Genomic DNA, 26,236 nt, shown 5'->3' on the forward strand with positions numbered 1-26,236 from the left:
GAAATTCGATGACGATTGAACTGAATATGGCGGGCTTACAAACGCTTGTCGAGACTACCTTCACACCACTTAAAGACTATCATGGTGATTTGTTACCTTGGCGCGGGGAAATAGTAGAAAGCCATAGCTTCGCATTGGAGGGGATAACCGCAAGTGTTACCGGTGAAAGTAAGATAGAGCTTATCAACGCAAGCACTGTTATCGATGAAGACGGTATTATTGGTGAGCAAAAAGAGGTTAATGCAGATCTCGAACCTACCACAACACTTACCTATAGTGATGAGGTGTGCTGGATAAAATACAGCACACACATTGACTTTGATCTCACCGGTGCCTCCAAAGCGGAGCTGCTTGGTATCAATACAGATGGGCAGGCACAATGTAAACTAGCAGCCTACCTTTGCCATCAACCACATGAAGCTGTGGGTCTTGCCTTAGGCCGCGACCTTGCAACTATGCCGGTTATTTTCGATGTGGAGGATGTTAAGTCTCTGGCACCTAACAATGCATTAATGATGGAAACGGCGGGGGCGTTAACGGTGAGCGCCAATTTTAGGTGGTCAGATATAATCGCGCAAAATCTCGATATGTTTAGCCGCTGGTTGGATCAAGGAGAATTACTTGATATTAACCTTGATTCGGCTTTGAATGTGGACCTTAATATCGAGATCCGTGGTGGCTTTCGTGTTGTCTTTTCTAAACGCTTGGATAAACCACACCATACTTTCCTCGCAATTAAAAAATCAACATTGTCGAATACCGCTTTAACAATCACTGGGGGAGTGAACGCCAAATTTGCCGACCAAACCGGATTTAAGCAAGCTTATTCGAGTATTTTGACAGGGGTATTCAACGCACCTCTGGATAAGGTTGAAGAAATCCTCTCACTCGTCGCAACAGAATCACCCGATGAAGCGCAAAACGACCTGATCTTAAGATTAAAAGATCGCTTACAGCTTGATCCACTAACGGACAGTTTAGAACGACTTCAAAGCGAGCTGCTGACCATTAAAAAAACGGTGTTAGCAAATATTGAAACAGCTGCAAAGCTAAAAGCCGAGTTAAGTGTTAAGTTTGAATATACACGTTTATCCAGTCATCAATCGCTGCTTGAGGCGAGGTTAACCACCAAAGGCCTAGAGCAGGTGCATCTTGATGCGCTATTTGGGCGGGTTGGTACTATCACTCAGCCTAGTTACCAAGATGAAATCGAGATAGAGCGCTTCTTCTTTCAAACCAGTACTGAAATCAAGCAAGCCTATGGGTTCAATTTAGGCTTTGGTGCTTGGTCGGCCATGAGCCGTAACAGCTATTCATTTAAAACCATTGAAACGAGAGACAAGCTAAATAGAGTGCAACTTGCTACGCTTGGAATGCGTGGTTATCAAGATGATATTAATGGCGATAAACGTCATTACTATCTCAGCTTTGATGCACAGATGGCGGCCTTTTCAACATCAACGCCGCCTAAGCTACGCGAGTTTACGTTGGGTCTGACGCTCGTACATGAACAGCAAGAGGCGAGTGTGACCAATAACGAGCTGGACCACTTGGTCGATGATTTATCGGTATGGGGTATGATCCCAGAGTTTGAATATGAGGATACAAAACACCGATTGAGCGAGATACTCAAAGATGCCGATAATGTGCGAATCGTTAAGTCCTTACATCTTGACCATGACGCGTTTGTTCAGTTACTGCCTTTATTAGGTCAGTTTGATAGTCGAAGACTGTCCACCTCGCTTGCCGCTGCATTACCCATTAATCATAAAATACTTCCTGAGCGGGCAACTATAGAAAATCGAGTGAAATTATATGATGCGATTTTTGAGGCATTGTTAAATTCGCAACTTAACTCTCATAACGAAGTGGCTCTGGCGACATATCAATATCTCAAAGCAAAGGGATGTCGAAAACTTGCATGTAAAGAGCGGGATTGGCGCAGGCTAGGTGCGAGCAAATTCCAAACCCTAGCAGGAATAGTCGAGTTGCATCCGCGGATTTTGCAGGACATTAAAAACCTATGCGATGGCTTTGCGCAACTTAATCTCGCTTATCACCAAGAAGGGAATTATTCTGTGCTTGAACAAGCATTTAATCTTTTTGATGATATGGGCGAACATGGATTCTATAACCGCTTTTTCGCCCACTATGTATTGCAATGTACACGCATTTTTCCTCAGTCACAAAATGGTACCAAAGTGACGGTGAAGCTAGAGTTTGTTAAAGACGGTAAAGAAATTGATGTGCTTTGGGGTAAACGCTAGGGGTTATTGCGCTAGCTTCGCTCTGAACTTGAACAGCCATCACTCTTCTTTAAGATCATTGCTTAATTTTCTCTTCAGCTTTGCTACTGCATCATGTTGGCAATCTAAGCCCATATACAAGTAACACCTTGTAATTGTGGGTAACTTTTATTTGTTGGACTTACGGTCGGTTAGATAAAGCGAGATCAGTCCATGTAAAGGCGGTTTGTATCCATATGAATGATGTAGTTACTGACAAAGTACGGTTTACTTTTAAAAACCATCCCCTAGGATGTGCTGAAGAATTGATTGTTGCGACGGCAGTAGGCGATAATATTTATCAGATAAAAGGTGCACCGCTTTTTGCTTTTGGTGTTAACTATGACGACCACGTTTTGGTTGCACCAGATACCGAAGGTTCTTTAGACGCAATCGATATAGTGGCTCGAAGTGAGTACCACTCTTTGCGGGTCTGCTTTACAAACGAGTTGGAAAATGCCAAAAACATAGAGCTACTTCAAGAGCTTACTCTATCTGGCGTGGAGAGCGAGCAATTTGATGATGGGTGCTTTGCGTTGACGGTTTCACCGCAAAGAGAATATGAATCTTTTATTGATATCATGCATTATTATCAGGAGCTTGGAGTATTGAAGTATGAACTTGCCGGCGAGCCCCACGATAGCTTCGATGGTAAAAGTGCATAGCTAAGGAAAATTACCTAATTCTTCACAAATTCAGTGGCTTAGTGTTCAGTTTTGTGTTTCACTTGGAACTTTAATAGGCACGGTAATTTACTATCGTACTTAGTTTAGGATAATGGCGAAATACTAAGGAAACACAAGGATGGCTGTCAATTTTGTTGGAGGATGTTTATGTGGGCAGATCCGTTTTACCGCGATTGGCGTCCCTCGTAACCCTCATACCTGCTCATGTAAAATGTGCCAAAGACATAGCGGTGCACTAACCGTTGCATGGGTAGAGTTCGCAAGTGAAGAGGTAAGCTGGGATGGGCCTGGCGGTGCGCCTAAGGTGTGGCGTTCTTCGGATTATTCATCGCGCGCTTTTTGCCCTGAGTGTGGTAGCACATTAGGTGCAATAGATGACGCGCCTGTCATTGCATTAGTGCTCGGCGTTTTTGATGCCAATAGTCGTAAAACCCTAGAACCCAAATCCCATTCTTATATTTCAAGAAGGCCAAAATGGTGGTGTATAGGATGCAATTAGTCTCTGTGCTGTATGTGAGTAAATTATGACTTATTACGCTATCGAAGATGCGTCGTGGCCTGAGATCCTAACGCTACAAAATCAGGCGTATCATGATGTTGCGCCGGAAACTGTGGATATCCTAAAAAGTAAATGGATGTGCTCGCCAAAGAGTTGTTTTGTTTTTAAACAATATCGAGCCGTGGATGCCTATTTGCTGGCGCACCCTTGGTACGATGAAAAGCCGCCGAGTTTGTTTACATTACTTCCTGAACAGCCGCCTAGTTCGTCGTTGTTTCTACATGACCTAGTTGTTTCACAAGCCGTATCTGGGCAGGGAATAGGTGCCTTGATGATTAAACGCTTAGTTGAGTTGGCGACCCAAATGGGGTACTGTCGCATTCGGCTCGTGGCTGTACAAAATAGCGTAGGGTTTTGGTTGAAACTAGGCTTTGTTCCAAAGCCAATTAAGGTATGCAAAAGTTATGGTGAAGATGCGCAGCTGATGGAAATGAAAGTGTAAGGTGCGCCAGCTAAGCTTGGAAGTTATGAAAGTAGCCATACGGTAATTTACGATGATAAAAAAAATAGTAATTATATTCTCGCTGTTGTTTGCATCTAGTCACGGCAGTGCCGATGAATTAAAGCCATTCACAAGCGATGGTTGTAGTGCATTTCCTGATGGTACTTTGGCGCAAAATGAACTGTGGTTGAGCTGTTGTAAGGCGCATGACCTTGCCTACTGGAAAGGTGGTACCGCTATAGAGCGCGAAAATGCCGACATTGCCTTGCAAAAATGTGTTGCTGCGGTAGGTCAAGAAGAAGTGGCAACCTTGATGTTAGCGGGTGTGCGACTTGGTGGGTTGCCTTATTTACCTACGCCATTTCGTTGGGGGTACGGGTGGTCTTATCCTAGACGCTACGCCGAATTGACCGCTGAAGAGATAGAGCAAGTAAATAAGCACATGGCAAAACTAGCATTAGACAAAAAATAAATTGACGCAAAGTCAAATTCTGTATATTTTCTCCGCGATGTTTCAATGAGGGCCATACAGTCAACTCGTCAACCCAATATTAGGCAGATCCTCACACGCATTAAGTGCCTGTGATTTTAACCTTTTGTTCTGAATTTGGGAAACGGATAAGACTGCATCAACCGCTGTTTATAGCCGATGTTGCGTCCCTTTTTTCCGCTGCTCAAATTCCTTTGATTTGGGAACTTCGCATGGCTGAGCCAAGTGCAATTAGCATCATTCCCCCAGTCGTCGTATTGACGCTTGCAATTATCTTACGTCGTCCTATCTTGTCCCTTGTTTTAGGGGCGCTTGTAGGACTCGCATTGTTAGACCCTGCCACCGTATTGGCAAATTTTGCTGATGCTTCGCTAAAAGTGATGGGCGATGAAACCATCGGCTGGCTTATTCTTGTATGTGGTACGTTTGGTGCTTTGATAGCGCTGTTGGTGCACACGGGCGGTGCCTTAGCATTTGGACGTAATGCACTGAAAATGGCAAAAGGGCCAAAGTCGTCTTTGCTTATGACCTATTTTTTAGGTGTGATCATTTTTATTGATGATTATCTCAATGCGCTGACGGTTGGTGAGACGATGCGCCGCGTTACCGATAAGTTTAAGATTTCTAGGGAAATGCTTGCCTATGTTGTGGATTCAACCGCTGCGCCTATCTGTGTTTTAGTACCACTTTCGACTTGGGCGGTGTTCTTTGGCGGTTTGTTGGTTGATAACGGTGTCGCGGGAGAAGGACAGGGGATCAGCACGTATATTCAGGCCATTCCTTACATGCTGTATGCTTGGGTGGCTGTAATTATGGTGCCACTGGTGATATTTGGTGTTGTGCCACTATTCGGTCCAATGAAAAAAGCAGAGCTTGCAGCTAAGCAAGGACAACCTGCGCTTGAGCAGGTTGATTTGGAAGAAGTACATACACCGGATCACTATGCTGCAAAAGCCATTGAGCAGGAATTTGAACAAGCCGACACTCAAGGTAAACTGGTTAACTTTTTGGTGCCTATTGGTTTGCTGGTGGCGTTTACGGTGTATTTTGACATTGATGTATGGAAAGGCTTGTTAGCGACTTTGGCAGTGACTATCCCATTTTATATGGTGCAAAGGTTGATGCCGCTTGCAGACATGCTTGAGCAAATGATCAATGGTTTTAAATGCATGCTACCCGCGATAGGAACGGTTATCGCCGCATTTATCTTTAAGGATGTGTGCGATCAACTGTTATTGCCACAATATGTGATAAATGCGCTGAGTCCTTATATGACAGCTGGTTTACTGCCTGCGATGGTGTTTTTATCGATGGCTATTTTGGCTTTTGCAACAGGCTCTAGTTGGGGGATCTTCGCCGTGACTATTCCTATCGTGATGCCATTGGCCGTTGCTGTAGATGCTAATATTCCTTTGGTGATAGGTGCGTTGTTGTCGGCATCATCATTTGGAAGCCAAGCGTGTTTCTACTCGGACTCTACGGTATTAGCAGCCCAAGGCTCAGATTGTAACTTAGTCAGTCACGCCATCACTCAGCTACCTTACGCGTTGATTGCGGCTGCAATTGCCTTTGTTGGCTTCTTGATTATTGCTTAATCGCAAGTAAGTTTTAGGGTTAGTTTTGCTAGCCCTTCAAAGCTAACCTCTTAAAACTCTAGCTGCTTTACTTACTCTATTGCTCAAGTCTTGCTAGGCTATACAATACCAATTTTACTTAATACATGTGCAATTTTAAGGAGCAAATTCGCCGCTAACTGCGTTAAGAATTTCTCATTTAGAACAACTAAACTGCAAAATTCTTGCCTCAAAATAGGCCATTTAAGTAAAGCAAGTTGGTATAACTCGATCCTCAAAGTGTAAGGATAGCTATGTTCACACCTCGCAAGTTAGCGGAAAATTATCGCGAACTAATAAGTAGTATCGGTTTCTACCCCTCTTTACTTGCAGTTGCATTTTTCATTTTCGCGCTCATAACCACGGCACTTGAATATGCAGCTCCTATCAGCAACTTTAAGGAGCTTATAGCGATTGTACTTGTCGACAGTGAAGAGAACGCACGAACCATCTTAAGCACGCTCGTGGGTAGTATCATCTCATTGACGGTATTTAGCTTTTCAATGGTGATGATTGTGCTGAATAATGCCAGCGCTGGGTTATCACCTAGAGTACTGCCAGGTCTTATCACCAGAAAGTCGCACCAGCTGGTATTGGGGTTTTATCTCGGCAGTATCATTTATGCCATCATTATGCTGATAAACATTCGTGGCGTGGGCAATGGTGAAACTGGGATCCCGGCGTTAGGGGTTTTATTTTCGCTGGTGTTTGGACTGATCTCTTTAGGCTTTTTTGTGTTTTTTATCCATTCAATCTCCCGCGCCATACAGGTCGATAATGTGCTAAATGACCTGTTTAACAACACCAAAAATGAGATGAAGAATATTATCACTAAACAGCAAGAGCAGCCTTTTGATAACTTTCCTGACTTCTCGAGTTGGCATAACCTACCCAGCACAGAAGAGGGGTATTTTAAGGGAGTACACAGTGACAAACTGTGCGGGTTGTGTGAGCAACATGACTTAAAAATATATATTGCAGTTAAACAAGGGTTTTTTACCGTTAAAGGCTATCCATTTCTTAAGTGCAACAAGGACCTTAGTGAAGATGAGGCGCTACATGATGCGTTACTTAGCTGTTTTATTTTTTATGTTGAAGAGTATATCAGCGACCATTATCGCTATGGCTTAACACAAATCTCGGAGATTGCAGTGAAGGCCATGAGCCCAGGAATTAATGACCCCGGTACTGCGGTAAAGGCGATTGATATGCTGAGTATTTTACTTATCCAGCGTTTGGATATTTGCGATGTGAACTACTCCTTTAAACACGCTAAAAATGAGCCGCTTTTATATATTCACGAAGCGTCTTTTGATGAATTACTGCATGATAATTTTACTCCGATAAGAAACTATGCAAAGACCGATGGCTATGTCATGGTCAATGTGTTGGAAGCGTTTAAAAATATACTGTTTCGCTCAAGTGCGGATCAACACGCTACGGAAAGCTTATTTAATTACTTAGAGGCCATCATCGACGATGTGCGCAATACCATCACTAATCCGTTTGACCGTCAACGGATCATTGAAATGCTCGAGGCCATTGAGAAAATCAATGGCGACAAAGGAGAAGCGCTTATTACACAATTTACACGAGAATAAGCGTGAACCTTTTTAATTCAGCGCAAGCTTAGCAAGACCGGCGGCAATGGCAGAAAGAGAGAGTAGTCTCAGTAAAATGATAGCAATATCAGAGCTGCCGCCTGCAGACGTATTTCGATAAACTAAGGGATAGTCAAAGAATATAAGCAAGTAGAGTAAGTCAAAAAAGCCGATCCGGGTGCCATTGAGTTCTACTTTTGTACCATCTTTTAATAAGATTTCGGCAAAGCATAAATTGGCCGTGGTTTTTATTCTTCCGCCTTTGCGGTCGTTCAATAGCAAGTAATGAAAGGTGATTTCAGTAATGTCTTCTCTAGCAATTTTTTGCGTACCAGTTACCTTTGTTTTTATCGCTTTGGGCGAAATGGTTAATTGGTTTTTCGACACGTCCATCACCCATTGAGAGCCAAAGCCAAGTTTTTTGTACAGCATGACTCTTTTAGTGAAAAAGATAATTAAAAATGCGATTAAACAAGCAGGAAAAGCAATATAGCGTGGGTACTCACCATCAATAAAGGATGCTGTGATAGCCAAGGCGAAGACGAGTAATGCAAATAAAAACTCAGCGCCACCAGAAAGCATGCCCAGCGCAGCGATAGATTTGAGTGACACCCGTGACTTATCGTTCAATTCATTTTTGTTTTTTAGAGTCACATATTTGAACCACACTTTATCCGTGAGTGATAAATCGAGTGTGTGTTTAGCCAACGACATAGGGCACCTCCTTGGTATTAATAAAAGCAATGATCCTGGTCCATTTATATCGCATTTCCATGAAACTTGGAAATCTTTCAACTGGTTGCGTTGTGTTTTGACTAATAGATTGGTACTTTTTTGATTACCAGTTGGTACAATTATGGGAACGTTTGGGAAGCGGAATATATGATCCAAAAATTAAACAATCGCGATGCGTTGGTGGCGAGAGAGATTTTCAATGTATTTCAACGCTCATACAAAATAGAAGCAGAGTTAATTGGGGCGAGTTATTTTCCGCCTTTATCTCGAACGATAGAAGATATATGCGGTGCGACGAGTCACTTTTATGGATATTTTGAAAATCAAAATCTTGCTGCTGTCATTGAAATTGTCATTGTTGAGAAAACGCTAGAAATAGATAGCCTGACCGTTGATCCCAGTTATTTTCGCAAAGGGATTGCGGGTAAATTACTACATTTTGCTTTAACGGAGTTTGATGCTGCAAAAGTGATTGTTGAAACTGCGACCGCAAATGCACCTGCGATAAAATTGTATAATAAGCATGGTTTTGTTGAGTACAAACGCTGGCTGCCCGCACATGGTATTGAGAAATTAGCGCTGGCGGTGGATGTTTGTAGCTAATCGGATTATTAATGCCTTTCTAGCAGCCAGTTTTAGCGCTAACTGCTTTGAATTTACTTCCAATAGCCAGCTAAGTATAAATTGTCATGTAAACTTGATGTTACCCAGTAATTGTTATGTTATATTGTATCTAAATTGGTGCAAGGTTTATTTTATGATCACAATAACGGATGGACCACTTCATCTTTACCAAGTGGAGCAAGGTGATATTTTGGTTACCGGCATTTTGGGCGAGCTCGACGTTTCAGCGTTACCTGAGCAAGCAATTCTGCCTCACGAGTCGGTTTCGGTTACCCATGCTATGGCGCTGAAAAAGCGTGTTCAGAGCGAGAAGTTGCTGTTACCCCCTTGTCTTTTGGTCGGAAAACTTGACTTGGATGAGGTGCGATGGCAAGCGGAATGTGTTGAAACTGCGCAGTGGTACAGTGATTGCGGTGAGTGTACTCATCGCCTCTATGCTGTTGAAAGCCCTTACGTGCTACAAGAATTCAGGCAGCAGATCTCAATGCACCAGCAATGGCTAATTGCAGATGGACATCACAGGATGTTTGCAGCAAGCCAACGTCATGCGCCTCAATCTCGGATGATGGCATGGTTAGTCCCACAGCAAGATGCGGTGATAACGAGTTTCGCGGTGCAGGCATCTTACACACAAGCTGTAGATGTTACCAAATTCAAACAGCACCTAAGCAATTTTGATATCTGTGAGTCCTTGGAGACTGAGGCCGATTATACTATTTGGTTGGGGAAAGCTGCTCTATATTTTGTCCTACGACGCGCGACACGCGATTCTTATCTTATTCAGACCCAGTTGCGTAGAGCACTGCAGTCACTGCCAGCGTTTGAGGAGCTGTGGTCTAAAAATAAAGTTGAGCTGAGTGATGACGCTCATGTTGTCACTGCTATCTGTCGTGCTCCTCAAATTGAAGACATCTTTGCTGCTGCTAAAGCAGGCAAGTACTTTCCAGAAAAGTCGACCTTATTTACGCATAAGGCCGACAGCCAAGTACTTTACCATTTAAATCAGCAGGCAGCTTGTGCTTAAAAGCCCTCGTAGAGGGCGATACTTACAACTGTTTAAAGGCTTCAAGCACCCTAAGGTTTTGCTCTGGCAGCCCGATGCTTACTCTCACAAAATGATCAAAACCTGATTCTAGCCAAGGTTTTATCATTATTCCTTGTTGCAGCAGCAAAGATGCGACATGCTCAGACGACTGCTTGACATCAATAAATAAAAAGTTGGCTAGACTTGGTGCGACAAAATAACCCAGCTCAGTGAGGGCGGCGCTGAGTTTTTCCCTCTCGCGATTCGTTTGCGTGACCGTGTCTGCCAAATAGGAGGGATCTTGTAGTACCGCGATCGCTGCAAGTTGTGCTAGTCGATTTACATTGTAAGGAGTACGTACGCGGTGCAGATAATCCGCCAATTGTGCATTTGCCATTACGCCGTAGCCCACTCTAAGCCCTGCAAGACCATAGGCTTTGGAAAAAGTCCGCAATACCGCGTAGGGGCGGGGCTGTGTTTGAAGTAGCGTTAAGCTGTCGACAAACTGTTTATGGCCTTGTGCGTACTCGCAGTATGCTTCATCGATGACGATAATCGTATTGAGCGGACAGGCATCAATAAGGCGCTGCAAATTATTGGCATCAAACGTACAACCTACAGGGTTGGACGGGTTAGCAAGCATCAGCATTTTTAAGTCTGGGTGATGTGCGATAGCATCGAGCCAATCATCAATTCGATAGGACAAATCGCTTTGCATCGGCACCTCCACTACCTTTGCCCCCATCATATTGGCGTAAATCCCATGAAGCGCAAAGGTAGGCTTAGCCACTAACACTTTATCACCTCGACTGAGAAAGGCTTTGCAGAGCATTGAGAGTACATCCTCAGAGCCATTGCCGAGTACAACTTGTTCTCTGGCAACGTTAAGTTTAGTTGCCAGCTGCTCGCTTAGCTCTGTGCATTGGCTGTCTGGATAGCAGCTAGCGGTATGCAGCTGTGCCTTAAAAGCATTAAGCGCTGCAGGGCTCGGCCCTAAAGGGTTTTCATTCACTGAGAGGTTTATCATATTGGAGTGGAGATTACGCGCTGTTGCTTGCTCAATGGTTTGTCCTGCACCATAGGGCGGCAGTGCAATAACTTCTTTGCGGGCTGGGTTTGGCATTGTCGTTGTCATGCGTTTTGCTCCTTGAGTAATGTGGGCTCAAGCAAACGGTTAGCCCTATGATTAAAAAGCCAGATCTCAGATAGCGCTGTGACCGCAAGTCCTAACATTAAGGCGTACCAAACACCCAAAATCCCCAAAGAGAAAAACTCTTGAAATAACCACGCACCGGGAAGACCAATGCACCAATAACCAATTAAAGACAGCATTAGGGTGCTTTTAACATCGCCAAGTCCACGCAAGATACCGAGCCCGATATTTTGCCACGCGTCAAAAAACTGCAAAAAGGCGGCAATAACGAGTAGCTCTATGGCGATAACAACGACATCGGAGTTTTGTAATTCTTCTGCACTTAAAAATGGCCGCAGCACAAATTCGGGTGTGAATAAATAGATTAAGGCGAAAGCAGACATGACCACGGCACCGCAAATAATCCCCAAATTGCCGATGCGTTTCGCATGGTGAAAGTCCCCCGCAGCATTGGCTTCGCTGATGTAAATAGAACAAGCAGATGAAATGCCGGCAGATACCATAAATACGATGTACACCATTTGGCTTACCACGTTGTGGGCGGCTAACGCATTAACGCCGAGTGTTGCCACAAATAACGCAAGCACGGTGAAAAACCCAGCTTCAAGTCCGTAAGTTGCGCCAATTGGCACGCCCATTTTCCATGTTTTGCTAAGTGCTTCGCGGTCGGTTTGCCAAAACTTTATAGTGAGGTAGGGGCTGAGTACGTCATCGCGCTTGGCAAATAGTATAAACAGCAAAAACGATAAATACAGCACGATGCACGTGGCGGCCGCAACCCCCACAAAACCGAGTTGTGGTAGACCAAGCTGACCAAAAATTAGGCCATAGTTGAGCACGATAGTGAGGACAACAGATACGCCGGTTATCAACATCAATGGCCCTGGCCTTTTCAATCCAACACTAAAATGCCGTACGCTTTGAAACCAAAAACAAGGTAATAGGCCCAAAGCGACAACGGTTAAATATTGGGTCGTCAAATTGGCAATTGCCTCGGATGTACCGATAAACCTTAAAAATGGCTCTATGGCAAACATCATGGCAGCGAATGCCAGACCCAAAAAAGTTCCGATAAGCATGCTGGCGTTAAAAAGAGGAGTGATCTGATCTAGTTTAGCCTTGCCGATTGCATCAGACACCAAATTACCCGTTGCCGTGACTACGCCCGTTCCCATGGTTCTAAATTGATTAAAAATACCAATGGCGAGGCCGCCAGCAGCCAGTTCTAACGGGCTCAACATCCCGAGCATGATAAGATCTATCGTTGCAATTGCCACGTAGAGTAGATTGGTCAGAATAAGTGGCCCTGCGAGCTGGCTTACTTTAAAAATATCGGCGCGTGCTGAAGCTACCATAGCGTTACTTCCTCCACGTTTCCTTGTGTGATGGCAAAGTCTGCAACCGCTCGTCCGAGCGCCACGTCAGTAATGATCATGCCGCTGTTATAGACAAAGATAATTTCATCAGGGTGGGTGCGTGCCGGCTTCTCATCGTTTAGTATTTCCGTCAAAGTTGCATCAACAGCGGGTAGTTTACCGTTCTCGTCTAATAAATCGTCTCCGGTGACCTTCATTTGTTCTGCATCCGTTGTGAGCAATCTATCAGCTCGGTGTAGCACTGGTTTTTCGATTCCATAGCCAACTAAAATCACCACAGCGCCGGGTTTTAACCACTCATATTTAATGTTCTCTTTGGCGGACAACCCAGTAACGGCAAGGATCACATCGGCTTGTCTTACTGAAGCTTCTAAGTCTTGTGATACCGCAACTTGTCGCTGTGGGTGATGCTCCTTTAGTTTTTGCTGAACCGCTTCCAAACCTGTTTGATAGCTGCCGTGGACGGTTAGATGTGTGAGTTGTGGTAATGCCGTGACGAGCATAGGTAAAGCGATTTGCCCTTGAACACCTGTGCCCACAACCAACGCATTTTTAGCATCTGAATGAACGGCATATTTTGCAAACAAAGCGGAGGTGGCCGATGTGCGCATAGGGCCTAGTTCTTTTACATCCATGAGGGCCACAGGGTGGCCTGTGGCATCATCGCAAAGGAAGATAAAAGAGTAAAACTGATATTGGTTACGGCTTCTGTCAGGATCGTATTCATAGACCACTTTAAAGCCAACGGTATTACTAGCTGCATCTCGGCCAGCCATACTATAGGCGATGGAGCGGCCATCTTGTGGCGTCATAATCACTTTAAGTGGGTTGGCAGAGTCAGGGTGATGCAGTGAGCGAAAGGCATTTTCCACCACCTCAATGACTTTACTATAGGGAAAATCAAGTTGCGCCAATCGGGCTTCATTTAGTATCGGCAGAACAGTTTGTTGGGTCATGGTTAGGCTCTCGCGGCAGGTTTATATTGCGTTAATAGGTCATCGAGCTCTTGCTCGATGTTAATGTCGATAAGGTCGTGTTTTGCCATCCAATCATCATTGAATACGGTATCGAGATATTTCTCACCACCGTCACAAACGAGCACCACGAATAAGCTATCGGCGGGGGCGGTTTTTAACGCCTGTAGCGCTTCGTATATAACCCCACCTGCCGAACCACCGACCATTAGGGCGTAATGCTTGGCAAGGTATCTGGCGGTATTAAACGCTCGTTTGTCAGATACCTTCACGCCTTTGTCGATGAGTTCATACTCAATAACTGGACCTATCTCAGCGCCTTCCGGCGTCCCCGTTCCTGATTGATGATAATTCAGTCCTGGTCCACCAAAAATCACAGAACCCACAGGCTCAACCCCAATCGTTGTGAGTTGATGACAACCTAAGTCGCGCAAAGCCCTTGTTGTGCCGCATAGCGACCCACCTGTGCCAACCGCACCGACAAGGTGAGTAATGTGTTCACCAAGTTCATAAAAGACCTCTTGCGCAAGTCCTGTATAACCGCGACTATTGGCAAAATTATTGTGCTGGGCGGTCCAAAATGCGCCTTGTTCTTGTGCCAGCTTTGCGGCCATCGCATCGCGAATATCAGTCGATAAGCTGTCGTCTCCAGCTTCGCTAACACAGATCACTTCCGCGCCAAAAGCTTTCATATTGCTGATTTTCTCTTTTACCGCATGGTTATCTACAAGAGCGGTAAAGCGATAGCCACGCTCAGCTGCAAGCAGTGCAAGACCAACACCGGTATTGCCGGAGGTTGACTCAACGACCCAGCCCCCCGGCTTCAGTTGGCCGCTGGCTTCTGCTTCATCTAACATAGACTTCGCCATTCGGATTTTAGCGCTACCGGTGGGGTTAAACTGCTCAAGCTTAAGATACAGTTTGCTACCGTTTGGTAGACTTAAAAACTGCATTAGCGGGGTATTACCAATGCTTTGCGATACCCTTAAATAAGGGGTTAGGTGTAATGTCGAGGCGAGCGAATGCTGCGCATTTATGTTCATAAATAGGCTCCTTTACGTTGTGTTGTTGGGTAACTTTTAGCTAAGTAGCTGCCAAGAAAGTGTATTGTTCTCCCACGTTACGACGATTTTTCGTGGCAATGGCATAGAGTGAAATTCGGATTCATTTGAATCCATTTGATATCCTGCGGTGTTGAGGTAAATCATGAGGTCATCGCGTTGTGGTAGTTGCGACAAGGGAATAAACCGCCAGCTTAGCATGTCGCTATCTAGGCAGGTTGCTCCGCCAAAGGCCACGCGATACGTTCCTGATTTGCGGTTTGAATGTGCAGTGAGTAACAGCGGGCTCGGCAAGTATTCACTTTCAAACCACTGTTCTGACAGCGATAAGCTTGAGCCCGAAAGTGTAGCGATATGGCAGTCAGATGTGCCTAGGTATGGCTTTGTCCCTTGTACTTTAAACAAGCTAATACCAGCCTCATCAAGCAGTGCGCGCCCAGGCTCGAGCATCAGTGTTAGGCCCTTTTGGCGTAATGCCGCTAATGCGGTTTGTCCATGCGCGTTCTTCACTGCCAAAATAGCGTGTAAGGTGTCCGCAGGGCTTTGCTCATTATGGTAGGGATAAAACCCTGCAAAGGTTTTACCTGCAAAAAAGCATTCAAAGTCCAAGGCTTGTTGCCACTGCTCATTTTGTAAGTAGGAGACGGGCAAGCCACCGCCAATATTCACTTTTGATGGCGACAGTCCTATTTGCCTAGCTTCGTCTATCGCATCGATTAAAGTATGGATGCTCTGGCCACGTGCTTGTGGGCAGTATCCGCTTAAGTGGCAGCTAAATCCTTCTAAGCTTACCCACTCCTTGCATTCTCGGCACTGAGCTAATAATGGCGTAAGCTGGCACAGTGAACTGCCAAAGCGTGAGGCTGTAGTTGGTTGTGTTTGTAAACGCAGTAGCACCCGTGCAGGGCGCTTTCGCTGGCGGGCCAGTGTAATGACCGAGCTTAACTCTGCACTTGAGTCAATGGCGATAAGCGCTTGATGTACAAACGCTAAGCTAAGCAAGGCATCTGATTTATGCGGACCAGATACACCAATTTTTACACCTTGAATACCACCGCTTAGGGCAAGTTCAAACTCTTGTACACTAGCCACGTCTATCCCTATATCGTGATTAGACGCGACTTGAGTAAAGCATTGGGCTTTGTTGGCTTTTTTGGCAAAATAAATCTCATGCTCAAGCCCGAGCGTTATAAAGTAGGCTTGCAGGGTTTCGATATTTTCCGCAAAACGCTGAGGAAACACTAAATGTAGCGGTGCTCCCAATGCCGCTGCCCATTCAAATAACTTGGCTTGGTGCTCCGCGAGCAGGCTTTGTGTTTGCGGATGCAATTTTGCAGTGAAGGCGTCACTCATACGACTAACACCTCTTTGTTATTTGCATTGTCTAACTTGTTGACATGACGTTTTGCTATAAGGAGCAGGCCAACGGCTAGTAGCAGCAACCAGATTAATGGCGTGTAGTTATTCACAGGTGTGGCAAAGTCATTGCTAAATTGAGGAATATTCGCAAGATCCGTGAGCGTTGGCTTTGCGCTACAACCCTCACAAGGTGCAAAATCGCCTCTTTGATTGGCTTTGGCAATTTCGTTGGCAAAGAAACCTTGTAGTGCTTGATGATGAGCTTCAACTTCTTCCATAAAGGCGTGATGACGTGCTAATCCATTGCCTGCTAAATCAACCAACAGTGTTTGTGCGATGAGTGCGGGGGAGAGATATTGTAGCGTTTGCGCATTATGTTGCTGTGCTTGTTGCGCCGTAAAAAATCGTACATCTTGGGCTGCCATTGCGCGTTCGACAGAATTAATCGTAGCAATTTTTTTGGTGGCGTAATCGCTGGCACCACTGCCATTTTTTGCAAGCTCTGGATGATCTTGAAAATACTGAGCTAAGGTCTTTTCACTCGCTTTTTGGGCATCGTCACTGGCGGCTCGGAGGCTATCTATATAGTGAATTCGTGAAGGCATTGGGTCGAGTAAAGCGATGCTGGTATTGACCAAGGCTGGAACCACAATCACCAAGGCAAGCCAACAGGTGACCAAGGTAGCTGCGTTATTTGCCGCACTTTTAGCTCTGCTATTTACCCAAGCGGTTAAGGCAATCCAAAAGCCAGAATAACATAGTGCGATAAGGTTATAACTCAGCAGTTCAATCACCCCTAGCTGCTCTCGTATTGTTATTAAAAGCAGGCTACTAATACTTAAAAATGGCAGCACAATTAACGCGCTTCGCAGCAATAATTGATAGGTCAGAAGGCGGGTTGCACTGCCTCCTTGAAGGATCAGTAGTCTTAGCTGTCCACCTTGGCGTTCACTCGCTAACGCATTAAAGCAAATGCCTATAATGAGCAATGGCAGTAAGTAGACAATCACAAAACTTAAATCGAACTGGCCTAACAGCAGAGATAGTGGGTGAACATAGTCATATTGATGAACGATGTGCTGTTTTTCTTTGATTAGCATCTTAAAATAGTAAGGTAATACGTCGGCTTGCCCTGTTGCGATTGGTGACGTTGCAAGCGGGGCTTTAGTGGCGTAATTTTGCATCAAGTAAAAAGCCTGCCCGCGCAGGTCGTATGGGTCTTCCCACCACTTATAGTCTGCTGTACTGGCGAGCCTTTCGGGCAATTCAGCTTTGGCATCTTGGATGGCCTGTTGCTGCATTTGCTGTGCGGCAAGTACCACGTCATGCTGTTTTTTAGCAAAGTAATGGGCGTTAAAAAATGCCACTAGTGCAAGCACGCTGGTGGTCAAGAACAGCGCGAGTACGAGCTTTTCTCGCCAGAGGTTTTTAAACTCAGTAGCTAACATTAAACGTTTCATCTTTGCTCCTCCAAACGCAGCTTTTTAATCGCGAAGAAACTCAATAACACCAGAGCGATTAGCCAAAAGCTCAGGCTAAACAGGCTGATAACGTAGTGAGGCAGGTAACGAATAAAATTGGGGTATTGGAATGCGAACTTTGGGATCTGTTGCCATAATTTCTCGCCCGCAGTGTAATGGCCGCCCGCCTTGTGACCGTGATCTCTTTGATTAAAGTTAAGCACTTCTTGCATCATACGGCGGTGCTGCTCTGCCGCATTCTCAAATGCTTGTTGGTGGGCAAAGTCACTGGCGGCAGTGGCCATCGACAGCGTTTGTATCGCGATAAACGGCGTTAACATCCCTGCAAGTTGATAACTTTGTGATTGCGCTTCTAGTTGAGCTAAACGCGCTGAAAATAAGCGGTCAAAAATTTTATCTGCGTATTGTTCACCAAATTGGAGTTGTGCTCCGGCATAATCAAAAGGTAAGTCTTCTACATTGCTGACACCATATTGAGTCAATGTTTGCTGTTTGAACTTTGCGATTGCTTCAACTCGTGCTTCGGTATAAACCTCACTTTCAAGCTTTGCTTGAAACGTTTGACCTGAACCTTGCGGATGAATGGTGGTCGCGATATTCATCGCCAGTTTTGGTAGTAAAAGCGTTGTAAAGGCCCAAATTGTTAATAGCGCTACCAATGCGCGCCTTGCTGTTGGGAGTAAACTTGAAAGCGTGGTGGTGAGTAACGACCAGAGCAATAGGTAAACCAAATAAAATAGTAAAAATAACCCACTTCTGAGTGTATGAGGCTCCGTGCTCGTTACTTGGCTATAAAGTAAAAAAAGCGCAACAGGCAACAAAAATAAGCAAGAAATAGCAAAAAGCAGCGCACATTTGGCGATAAACAGCTTTGCAGGGCTTGTGCCCGATGCGAGTAGTTGTTTTAGGGTGCCTTGCTCACGCTCTCGGGCAAGTAGTGGGTAGCCAATTAATATAATCAATAGCGGCAGTAACACTTGCAGTACAAAGGCGGGCGATAAGCTGCCAAAACGTGACATCGGTAAGTTATCTTGCGCACTTCGAAACATGCTATCGTTACGAATATGGGCCTCAAGCCTCAACACATTCCCTTGATATGCTTGTAATCCCGCGTCGAGTGCGGCCAGTGGGGTAGTGGGTTTGACCACGTAAATACCGTAGTGGGCGGCGGAATGGGGACCTTTTTCACCTTGATTTAACCAGCGTAATTGCTCTGATTGAGACACCTCAGTAACGGCTTGCTGATAGCTTTGGTGGCTTTTAAAGCCGGTCAAGCAGGCAAGCAAGAGCAGCAATACTGCAATGCCTCCAAGCCAAAGCGCTTGTCCCTGCCGCTTGGTATCGAGCCATTCCTTTTTTAATGTCGTTTGAAACATCAGACACCCACCTTGATATGTTTGAGGTAAACGGATTCAAGTTGGACTTCTTGCAGTTGTTCATAGACTAAGGTATCGACTAATTGCCCTTGATTGATAATTGCCACGCGATGGGCATCTTCTTGAGCACGGTATAAGTCGTGGGTCGCCATTAAAATCGCGACGCCTTGCTTTGCTAATGACTGAATGAGCTGGCTAAATTCATGGCTGGCTGAAGGATCAAGACCTGATGTGGGCTCATCTAAGATCAATGCCTTGGCTTGCTTTGCAAGGGCAATGGCTATGCCCACTTTTTGTCGCATCCCTTTTGAATAGGTTGCAACGGGTTTGTCTACAGCGTGACTTGGCAGTTTTACTTCACTGAGCAGTGTGCGAAAGGCCTCGTCGGTCATTTCTATGCTGGCCATTTTGCTGAAATACGCGAGATTCTCAAGTCCGCTAAGTCGCGGATAGAGCGCGACTTGTTCAGGAATATAAGCCAGTTGCTGCCTTGCCGTTACTACGTCATGCTGTGGATTAATTCCAGCGATGGTGATTTCTCCGGCATCCGGTTGTAAAAAGCCCAGTAAGCAATTAATCGTGGTGGTTTTACCTGCACCATTTGGGCCTAGCAGCGCTAGAATTTCACCTTGATGTACGCTCAAGTTTAATCCCTGTAACGCTTGGTATTCACCAAAGCGCTTTTGCAGGTTATTGATTTGAATAACAGGTGTAGTCATAAATTATCCTTAAAAGCTCACGCTTAATGAGGCGATAAAGGTGCGGCCACGACCGGGAGCGACTCCCCAATCTATGCCTTTGGCACCGCCAGATAGCCAATATTCTTTGTCGAACAGGTTTTCGGCCCTGAGTCGTAGCGTGGTGTTAATGTCAGTAAAGTGGTATTTAGCGCCCAAGTCGAAGCGCGTGTAGGCTGGTAGCTTTAGCGTGTTATTGACGTTTTGTTCGCGCTCACCAACATGGAAAATACCCGCATTGATGCTTAACGCCTCCCAAAATGGCAGCTGATAGTCGACATAGAGATTGGCTTGAAATTCAGGCACATTGGCTGGCGTGTTGCCATTAAGTGCGGGCTCGCCGTCAAGCTTATCTAAGCTGGGGTCCATCAAGGTGATAGATGCTACGGTTGCAAGGCCGTGAGCCAATGAACCACTAGCATTGAGCTCAATACCTTTATGTGACTGGACACCGTCTTGCACGAAATAGTTAGTAATGTGATTGTGGTACTCCAACATCTTTTCTATTTCGAAGACGGCTATCGAGTAGTTCATGGTGTCCGTTTGGTATTTTATGCCAGCTTCAATTTGTTCGCTTTCTTGTGGGCCGAGTGATTCGCCCTCGTTTATTGCACCGCTGCCGATGACTGCAACGCCGCCTTCCCCCGCACCTTCTGAGTAACTGGCATAAAACGCGAGCTGATCGCTTGGGTTGTAGTTAAGACCTATGATGGGGGTATTAAAAGTTCGGTCGTCTAGCGTGGTTTTAGTTTGGCCAGGTAGAGTTTGCTCTTTTTTGTATTGAATATGACGCAGCCCTAAGGTGGCATAAAATATATCGTTAAAGTGCAAGGTATCTGTGATAAATAACGCGCTTTCAGAGGCTTCAGTTTTGGTTGGTTCTGGATAATCAGGGAACTGCGGTTTACTGCTGTGAATTGGATTGAAAATATTGCCAACGGGGTTGGTTAACTCAAACCAACGACCATCCTTTGACTCATAATCACGAATGCTAACGCCGACGACTAGCTCATGTTCAATTGCAGCGGTGGTAAGTTGACCGCTGACAAAACTATGTGCGGAGAGTGTGTCATACGTTTCGTCTGGGGTAATGTGGATAGCGGCAGACAGCACATTGCCTTGTGTATCAACCGAGTAGATATCAGGAAAAACGGTAAATCTATCATTACCAGAAAGCGCAGCTTGGTTTACCCATTGCCAGGTGTCGTTCAACCAAAAATCAGCACGTGCGGCAAGGTTATATGACTCGGTTTGATACTTTGCCCAAGGCTGTCCGAGCAATACATCACTGGTGTCGACATAGGGCGGTAAGATTTTACGGTCAGGGTCATTGGGATCGCTGGCCAGTCCTATCAAAGGCTGTGATACAGTGCTTTTGTCTTGGTAATCGCCGTCTAATCGGATAAATAGGCGGTCTGAGACTTGCCAATCCAGTGCTGCACTAAAGAAATAGCGCTCTAAGTCATCACCACCGGTAAAGTCACCGTTTTTCTCTGCTGCGGCATTAATACGATAGCCGAGCGTTTGCTCGTCGGAAATTGGTCCACCGAGGTCGATGTGTAAATACTTTCCTCCACGGCTACGTACTTCTGTTGTGACATCCAAAAAGGCGTCCATGGTTGGGCGCTTAGTCACATAGTTGATTGTACCGCCGGGGTTGTTAAAGCCTGATACGAGACTTGACGGGCCTTTAACGATATCAATGCGCTGAATATTCTCTAGCGGTACATCTTGGTAGGGGGCAAGCGCTAAACCGTCGCGTCTTAGACCGTTGGTCCAATCTAATTGAAAGCCACGCAGACTAACAAAGTCGAAAACCGTACCAATTGAGGTATTTTGAACAGAAGCATCGTTGGCAAGCACTTCGCCTAGCGTTTTTACTCTTTGATTGCTGATCAGTTCTTCAGAAAATGATTGAATGGAAATCGGAAGAAGTTGCGGATCTTTCATCCCCAATGCCGAAGCGTTCACGTCTCTCGTGCTGTAAAGAGGCGCGCGAGTGCCATGCACATCAATTGTTTCAATGGATTGTTCGGCAACACTAAGTGAAGAATATAAGCTACTAAGCACGCTAACTGTCAGGAGTGACCTTGTCATTTTGTTATTCCAACTGCAAAAACGAATGTGAAAAGAACCATCATTTATTCGATACAAATGATTATTTTAAAAATGTTATAACGTAACGATCTTAATCATGTTTTTGTGCGCTTGAAAAGAGGGGAGTTATTGCCAAAAGGTTATCCTTGGTGATTTTTGTTGTGAAAAGTGAAATTAATGTAGGTCGTTCAAAGTACCTGCTTTACGTGTTGAAAAAGTATAAATCTTAATGAGTATGATTTTTACAAATAAAAATCGTTCTCATTAATTTGTTTTTAAAGCGGGTGAGTTGATTTTTTGTTGTGAATTTTTGTATAAAAAACAATGTGAAAGTTTGTAAATGGTTTGCGTGTTATTCAGTACATCGAGCTTAATCTCACTGAATAACGCCGAGCATTTACTTAGAGAAGTGTTTGCTGCTTAATAAAGGTAACGAGTTTCTCAGCAATGTCTTGATGTTCAGAAGCGGTTGGATGCCACACACAGCCTTCTAATGGTGAGTCGAATGTATGACTGTATAGTTTACTGATATCTTGCTGATTAAGCTTTGCAATCGCATCTTGAGTTGCTGGAATAATAAAGTTATATGGATATGCCGGACGAGGCATATAAATAATGGGGACTGCAGGATATCTTGCACGCAGCTGTTTGGTGAAAACGACCATTGTTTCTACCCACTGCGTTTTGACTTCATCAATAGTTTGCCAAGGCTCGGCAGGGGTTGGATCGGTACTAAAGTCATTGGTGCCTACTTCAATGACGATAAGCTGTGGAAACTTATCTTCAAAGTCAGTGTTGTCGGTAAATACTGCTGACATTTTGTCATAGTAACTACGCAGCGTATGATGTGGCTGATTGCCACCCCAATTTCGAATTAAGCCTAAACCTGAGTATGAAACTTGGGTAAAACTGGCACCCAACTGTTGTGCGCTCATATATGGAAATGCTTTACGCGCGTTACTTAAATCAAGAATTTCACTCCATTCACACTGTCTTTGGGTGGACTCACTGCCAAAGCCTGCGCTAATTGAATCGCCAATAAATAAGATATGGGGCTGTGGCTGCCGGGTTGAGTCTAATTTTCCATCCACATCAACACTTAGGATCTGGGTATTGTGTTCGTAGTGCTCCCAGCGTTTAACGAGTTCAATTGTGACGGTTTCTGCCTTTGCGCTCTCAAATAGTGTGAAGGTCTCAGCGACTCCATTGGCGTTGGTCTCTAGCTTTTTTGTGAATTTGCCATCGATCAGTACATCGAATTGATCGCCGTAGCCCATCAACTCGATATGAAAGGCACTGCCAGTGAACTTAGTATGCAGCTGGCTACCCGGCCAATTAAAACTCACACTGCCATCGGCATAGTTTTTACTGACGCGTCCTTCATAATGAATCGCATGATGGGTCGCTGCGTGATTTGCGGCACTGGCTATGCTTCCAGAAGCTAATAAAGCCACCGTAACTAACGTTTTTAACATGTTGTATTCCTTGTAGGGTTATTCATTGAATAATGTAACTGGTTTAAATGGGTTGTGAGTGAATTTAGGCTTGAAAATTATTCACTTAAGAAGGGGAAAATAGAATATATCACTGGCAGGAAGAGGGTTGCTCAGGTACATTACTCTATGTAATCAGGTTAAGGAGAGGTAGCTGATGACAGTTGTAGAACAGATAGTTGCTCGGAATATAGAAGCAGTTATCGTATATGAATCAGAGCAGGTGATTGCGTTTGCCGATCATGACCCCATAAATTTTGGCCATATCTTAATTTGCCCCAAATCCCCTTATGAAACGCTCCTTCAGGTCCCAGAGTCCATACTGGCTGAAATCCACCGTGTTGCGCGTGACCTTTATGTGCGAATTGAGCGTAAATTTTCCCCAGATGGGATTACGTTGGTGCAAAACAACGGGCACTTTAACGAATTGAGCCACTATCACTTGCATATTTTCCCCCGCTATAGGCGAGATAGTTTTGCGTTTGGACGTGATGAACTCAATATTAAACCTCAAGAGGTTTTGCGTACCTCACTTGAGGGGTTATAGATGCTCGGGGAAGTATTAATTAAGGTTGTTGTAACGCTATTGCTTTGTATGTCACTCGTCTGGACTTTGCTGCCTTGGGCGTTTGGATTATTAAATTTCCAAAAGAAACATGGCTACCCACTCTACAAAATTGGCCGCGTGTGCTGGTGGGTAATGGTTGCTATGCATCCCGTATTTGCTATTGGTATTTGGTTTTTCGATGCCAGTTTAAGTAAGTTAATATTTAGCCTAGCTGCAATGCATTTCTTTTTTGGGATAACATTTGCCAGAAATGTAAGCACGCAATAAATCAAAAGGTCATAAGTGAAGATTACCATCAATGCAATTCAGGGCGAGGATGCGAATGCCATCGAAAGGTTAATGCGTGAAGTTTCAGAGGCTGACGTCTTACCCCATTTTTCGCAGCTTGGAAGAGATACTTATTTAAACGAAATATTACCTGAAGTGACTCAGGTGATGCGCAACGCCAACTTTGTCGGTGCCAAGGCGTTATTAAACGGTGAACTGATTGGATTTGCTTTATTAAGAGATGGTAACTATCTCACCCATTTATTTGTTGCTAAGTCAGCCCAAGGTAAAGGGGTTGGTCGGCAACTATTAGATACTGTACTAGCGAGTACATCCGCAGCTCAAGTCTCATTGTGCTCATCGCTCAATGCAGCATCTTTTTATACTGCGCTAGGTTTTCAGGCTACAGGGCAAGAAGCACAGAAAAACGGTATTAGATTTATTCCAATGAAGTTAGACAGAACTTAAGCAAGGATATTTTATGACATTTCCAATTAATGGCTCGTGCCAATGTGGTGAAGTAAGCTACACGTTAAAAGCAGCACCTAAAATGGTGGTCGCCTGTCACTGTAAGGCTTGCCAAAAACTGTCAACCAGCGCATTTAGCATTACTGCCATTGTTGATAAAGACGATATTGAATTTTCGGGTCTGATGAGAGAATGGCGGCGCCCAGCTGACAGCGGTAACGTTAGCGGAGCTAAGTTTTGCCTGACTTGCGGCAATCGCATTTACCACTTTAATCCAGCAGAGCCGAATTCAATTAAACTCAAACCAAGTAATTTGGACGATACTCGCCTTATTCAACCGACGGTCCATGCATGGGTTAGTGAAAAGCAGGACTGGTATACCATCCCAGAGGGCGTCATCGTATTTGATAAACAGCCTTAGCCTGCTCTGATGTGTTCAATGTCAATTATAGAGCAAGTCATCGCGAAGGAGTGTGCGCTTCATCGCAAAGAAAATAGGCATAATATGGCGTTGTGTCGGGAATTCCTTCACCCTCAATTTATTGAGGTTGGATGCTCTGGAAGCCAATATAACTTGAGCCAGATCCTATGCTTAATGAATGAAGAAGAATGGCCAGATGGGGAGGTGGTAGCAGAGCAGTTTCACTGTGCTTATATGAATAGTGACGCTTTGCTTCTTACTTATCGCTCTGCATGGAGGGAGACTGATGGCACGCTTTCAGAGCATGCTTATCGGTCATCTTTATGGGTTGAGCAAAATGGTAAGTGGCAGTTGTTACATCATCAGGGTACGCCCACCAGTTTATTTTAGTGCTGTTGTTATGACATAGTTTGGATTGCAAAAAATCACAAAAGTAAATTTTAAGTAATTTAAAATGCGACTACACTAAATCGACATAAGAAGAATATCTGCTAGATCAAGATCTAAGGAACGAGTATGCCAACATCTCAACCAGGCACTGTAGTGAGCAATGCACAAACCAGGGCCGCTAATTTAACGACGACAAACAGCAATGAAGTGCCAGCGACTAAACAATTTGTAGTGAATGCCACCGGCAACTTATTTATCGCAAGTACACTAAATAGTACTGCAGGTGGAAGTGTATTGCCGCAAGAAGCTGAAAATGCGTTTGGTGAAGTCAGCGTATTTTTTGCCGCGCTCACAAAAGCGATGGCAGAAGCTGGGACAAGTCTGTACGACTACGATGCACTCAATAAATTAGTGTCAAGCTCAGGATTGTTTGTCAAAGTGACAGATAGCAATATTCAATTTGAAAGTAAGCAAAGTGGCGTCACCTTATCAAGCCAATTGATCCAAACTTTACTAGGGCTCAGTGGTAATTTAGCCTCCATAGGTAAATCATTGATGGATATGATCGCTGGTATGGGGCAAGCCTCGCTAAGTATTAGTGCGAGTTCCGACAGCCAAGACAAAAAGGTCGGGACGATTATTTTTGTTTGCGAATATCTGCTTGGTGCAATTTCTATTGCGCCCATTGTCATTTCAGCGGATGCCAATGATGTAAAAGCCATTTGGCAAGCGGGCCCTTGCTTACAAGGCGGGCATACAGACGTGCAGTTAAGTCTGTGCAAATCAGTATACTTATTTGTGCCACCTGCATTTGTTAAGCAAGCGGCATCGCTCAATGAAGCGATGTCAGACCCTGAATTTAATAATCTAATTGAATCAATGCGAAGTGTCATAGCCGCACCGCCGCAAACCACTGCAGCCAGTAAAACGACTAAAAAGGACAGTTAATGTTGGGA

General features: G+C 44.7%; 26 protein-coding genes. 15 read left to right on the plus strand and 11 right to left on the minus strand.

Annotated features, from left to right (window positions below; all coding sequences use genetic code 11):
- Positions 1 to 8 precede the first annotated feature (8 nt).
- The 7 genes from BB427_RS00825 to BB427_RS00855 all read left to right on the plus strand — a co-directional run bounded on the left by BB427_RS00825 (position 9) and on the right by BB427_RS00855 (position 7,676).
- Positions 9 to 2,267, plus strand: a complete 2,259-nt coding sequence (locus BB427_RS00825; RefSeq protein ID WP_069018649.1) for a hypothetical protein — start codon at positions 9 to 11, stop codon at positions 2,265 to 2,267.
- 215 nt (positions 2,268 to 2,482) lie between these two features.
- A complete protein-coding gene (locus tag BB427_RS00830) occupies positions 2,483 to 2,950 on the plus strand; it encodes a DUF4265 domain-containing protein (RefSeq protein ID WP_069018650.1) in 468 nt (155 codons plus the stop codon).
- A 139-nt stretch (positions 2,951 to 3,089) separates the two neighbouring features.
- A complete protein-coding gene (locus tag BB427_RS00835; protein ID WP_069018651.1) occupies positions 3,090 to 3,470 on the plus strand; it encodes a GFA family protein in 381 nt (126 codons plus the stop codon).
- Between the two features lie 25 nt (positions 3,471 to 3,495).
- Positions 3,496 to 3,972, plus strand: coding sequence for a GNAT family N-acetyltransferase (locus BB427_RS00840; protein ID WP_069018652.1), 477 nt, complete (start codon positions 3,496 to 3,498; stop codon positions 3,970 to 3,972).
- A 52-nt stretch (positions 3,973 to 4,024) separates the two neighbouring features.
- Positions 4,025 to 4,444 carry a hypothetical protein gene (locus BB427_RS00845; protein ID WP_069018653.1) on the plus strand — a complete coding sequence of 140 codons (420 nt, stop codon included), beginning with the start codon at positions 4,025 to 4,027 and terminating at the stop codon, positions 4,442 to 4,444.
- 230 nt (positions 4,445 to 4,674) lie between these two features.
- A complete protein-coding gene (locus tag BB427_RS00850; protein WP_039497221.1) occupies positions 4,675 to 6,057 on the plus strand; it encodes a Na+/H+ antiporter NhaC family protein in 1,383 nt (460 codons plus the stop codon).
- A gap of 272 nt (positions 6,058 to 6,329) precedes the next feature.
- A complete protein-coding gene (locus BB427_RS00855; protein WP_069018654.1) occupies positions 6,330 to 7,676 on the plus strand; it encodes a DUF2254 domain-containing protein in 1,347 nt (448 codons plus the stop codon).
- Positions 7,677 to 7,688: 12 nt separating this feature from the next.
- Here the strand turns inward: BB427_RS00855 and BB427_RS00860 are convergent, their stop codons facing one another.
- Complete coding sequence (locus BB427_RS00860; protein WP_069018655.1) at positions 7,689 to 8,390, minus strand: hypothetical protein; 702 nt, start codon at positions 8,388 to 8,390, stop codon at positions 7,689 to 7,691.
- A gap of 168 nt (positions 8,391 to 8,558) precedes the next feature.
- On the opposite strand from BB427_RS00860, the gene BB427_RS00865 reads away from it, so the two are divergent.
- A complete protein-coding gene (locus tag BB427_RS00865; RefSeq protein ID WP_069018656.1) occupies positions 8,559 to 9,014 on the plus strand; it encodes a GNAT family N-acetyltransferase in 456 nt (151 codons plus the stop codon).
- 154 nt (positions 9,015 to 9,168) lie between these two features.
- Complete coding sequence (locus BB427_RS00870) at positions 9,169 to 10,059, plus strand: DUF1015 family protein (RefSeq protein WP_069018657.1); 891 nt, start codon at positions 9,169 to 9,171, stop codon at positions 10,057 to 10,059.
- Positions 10,060 to 10,081: 22 nt separating this feature from the next.
- On the opposite strand, the gene hisC is transcribed toward BB427_RS00870, so the two are convergent.
- The 10 genes from hisC to BB427_RS00920 form a co-directional block, all read right to left on the minus strand.
- Complete coding sequence (hisC, locus tag BB427_RS00875; protein WP_069018658.1) at positions 10,082 to 11,194, minus strand: histidinol-phosphate transaminase; 1,113 nt, start codon at positions 11,192 to 11,194, stop codon at positions 10,082 to 10,084.
- Entirely contained in the window at positions 11,191 to 12,567 is a 1,377-nt protein-coding gene (locus BB427_RS00880; RefSeq protein WP_069018659.1) for an MATE family efflux transporter, read from the minus strand. The genes hisC and BB427_RS00880 overlap by 4 nt, the downstream gene beginning before the upstream one ends.
- On the minus strand, positions 12,561 to 13,544 hold the full coding sequence (locus BB427_RS00885; protein ID WP_045989798.1) for an ornithine cyclodeaminase: 984 nt from the start codon (positions 13,542 to 13,544) through the stop codon (positions 12,561 to 12,563). The genes BB427_RS00880 and BB427_RS00885 overlap by 7 nt, the downstream gene beginning before the upstream one ends.
- A 2-nt stretch (positions 13,545 to 13,546) precedes the next feature.
- Positions 13,547 to 14,605 carry a cysteine synthase family protein gene (locus tag BB427_RS00890; protein ID WP_069018660.1) on the minus strand — a complete coding sequence of 353 codons (1,059 nt, stop codon included), beginning with the start codon at positions 14,603 to 14,605 and terminating at the stop codon, positions 13,547 to 13,549.
- A gap of 36 nt (positions 14,606 to 14,641) precedes the next feature.
- Positions 14,642 to 15,976: an alanine racemase gene (locus tag BB427_RS00895; RefSeq protein WP_069018661.1), complete on the minus strand. Its 1,335-nt coding sequence runs from the start codon at positions 15,974 to 15,976 to the stop codon at positions 14,642 to 14,644.
- Positions 15,973 to 17,442 carry a DUF3526 domain-containing protein gene (locus BB427_RS00900; protein WP_069018662.1) on the minus strand — a complete coding sequence of 490 codons (1,470 nt, stop codon included), beginning with the start codon at positions 17,440 to 17,442 and terminating at the stop codon, positions 15,973 to 15,975. Before BB427_RS00900 ends, BB427_RS00895 begins: the two co-directional genes overlap by 4 nt.
- Positions 17,439 to 18,839, minus strand: a complete 1,401-nt coding sequence (locus tag BB427_RS00905; protein WP_069018663.1) for a DUF3526 domain-containing protein — start codon at positions 18,837 to 18,839, stop codon at positions 17,439 to 17,441. The genes BB427_RS00900 and BB427_RS00905 overlap by 4 nt, the downstream gene beginning before the upstream one ends.
- On the minus strand, positions 18,839 to 19,558 hold the full coding sequence (locus tag BB427_RS00910) for an ABC transporter ATP-binding protein (RefSeq protein ID WP_069018664.1): 720 nt from the start codon (positions 19,556 to 19,558) through the stop codon (positions 18,839 to 18,841). Before BB427_RS00910 ends, BB427_RS00905 begins: the two co-directional genes overlap by 1 nt.
- A gap of 9 nt (positions 19,559 to 19,567) precedes the next feature.
- A complete protein-coding gene (locus BB427_RS00915) occupies positions 19,568 to 21,673 on the minus strand; it encodes a TonB-dependent siderophore receptor (RefSeq protein WP_069018665.1) in 2,106 nt (701 codons plus the stop codon).
- 401 nt (positions 21,674 to 22,074) lie between these two features.
- Complete coding sequence (locus BB427_RS00920; protein WP_069018666.1) at positions 22,075 to 23,148, minus strand: SGNH/GDSL hydrolase family protein; 1,074 nt, start codon at positions 23,146 to 23,148, stop codon at positions 22,075 to 22,077.
- Between the two features lie 175 nt (positions 23,149 to 23,323).
- Between BB427_RS00920 and BB427_RS00925 the strand changes: the two genes are divergently transcribed.
- The 6 genes from BB427_RS00925 (at position 23,324) to BB427_RS00950 (ending at position 26,228) form a co-directional block, all read left to right on the plus strand.
- Entirely contained in the window at positions 23,324 to 23,713 is a 390-nt protein-coding gene (locus BB427_RS00925; RefSeq protein WP_069018667.1) for an HIT family protein, read from the plus strand.
- Entirely contained in the window at positions 23,714 to 24,001 is a 288-nt protein-coding gene (locus tag BB427_RS00930) for a hypothetical protein (protein ID WP_069018668.1), read from the plus strand.
- A 15-nt stretch (positions 24,002 to 24,016) separates the two neighbouring features.
- The gene (locus BB427_RS00935; protein ID WP_083229817.1) at positions 24,017 to 24,469 is read left to right on the plus strand and encodes a GNAT family N-acetyltransferase; all 453 of its coding nucleotides are present in this window, start codon (positions 24,017 to 24,019) and stop codon (positions 24,467 to 24,469) included.
- A 13-nt stretch (positions 24,470 to 24,482) separates the two neighbouring features.
- A complete protein-coding gene (locus BB427_RS00940; protein WP_069018669.1) occupies positions 24,483 to 24,890 on the plus strand; it encodes a GFA family protein in 408 nt (135 codons plus the stop codon).
- An 18-nt stretch (positions 24,891 to 24,908) separates the two neighbouring features.
- On the plus strand, positions 24,909 to 25,280 hold the full coding sequence (locus tag BB427_RS00945; RefSeq protein ID WP_245008168.1) for a nuclear transport factor 2 family protein: 372 nt from the start codon (positions 24,909 to 24,911) through the stop codon (positions 25,278 to 25,280).
- Between the two features lie 126 nt (positions 25,281 to 25,406).
- Complete coding sequence (locus BB427_RS00950) at positions 25,407 to 26,228, plus strand: hypothetical protein (RefSeq protein ID WP_069018671.1); 822 nt, start codon at positions 25,407 to 25,409, stop codon at positions 26,226 to 26,228.
- The last annotated feature ends 8 nt before the right edge of the window (positions 26,229 to 26,236 follow it).

The sequence above is a fragment of the Pseudoalteromonas sp. BMB genome, assembly GCF_001709235.1.
Lineage (GTDB): Bacteria > Pseudomonadota > Gammaproteobacteria > Enterobacterales > Alteromonadaceae > Pseudoalteromonas > Pseudoalteromonas maricaloris.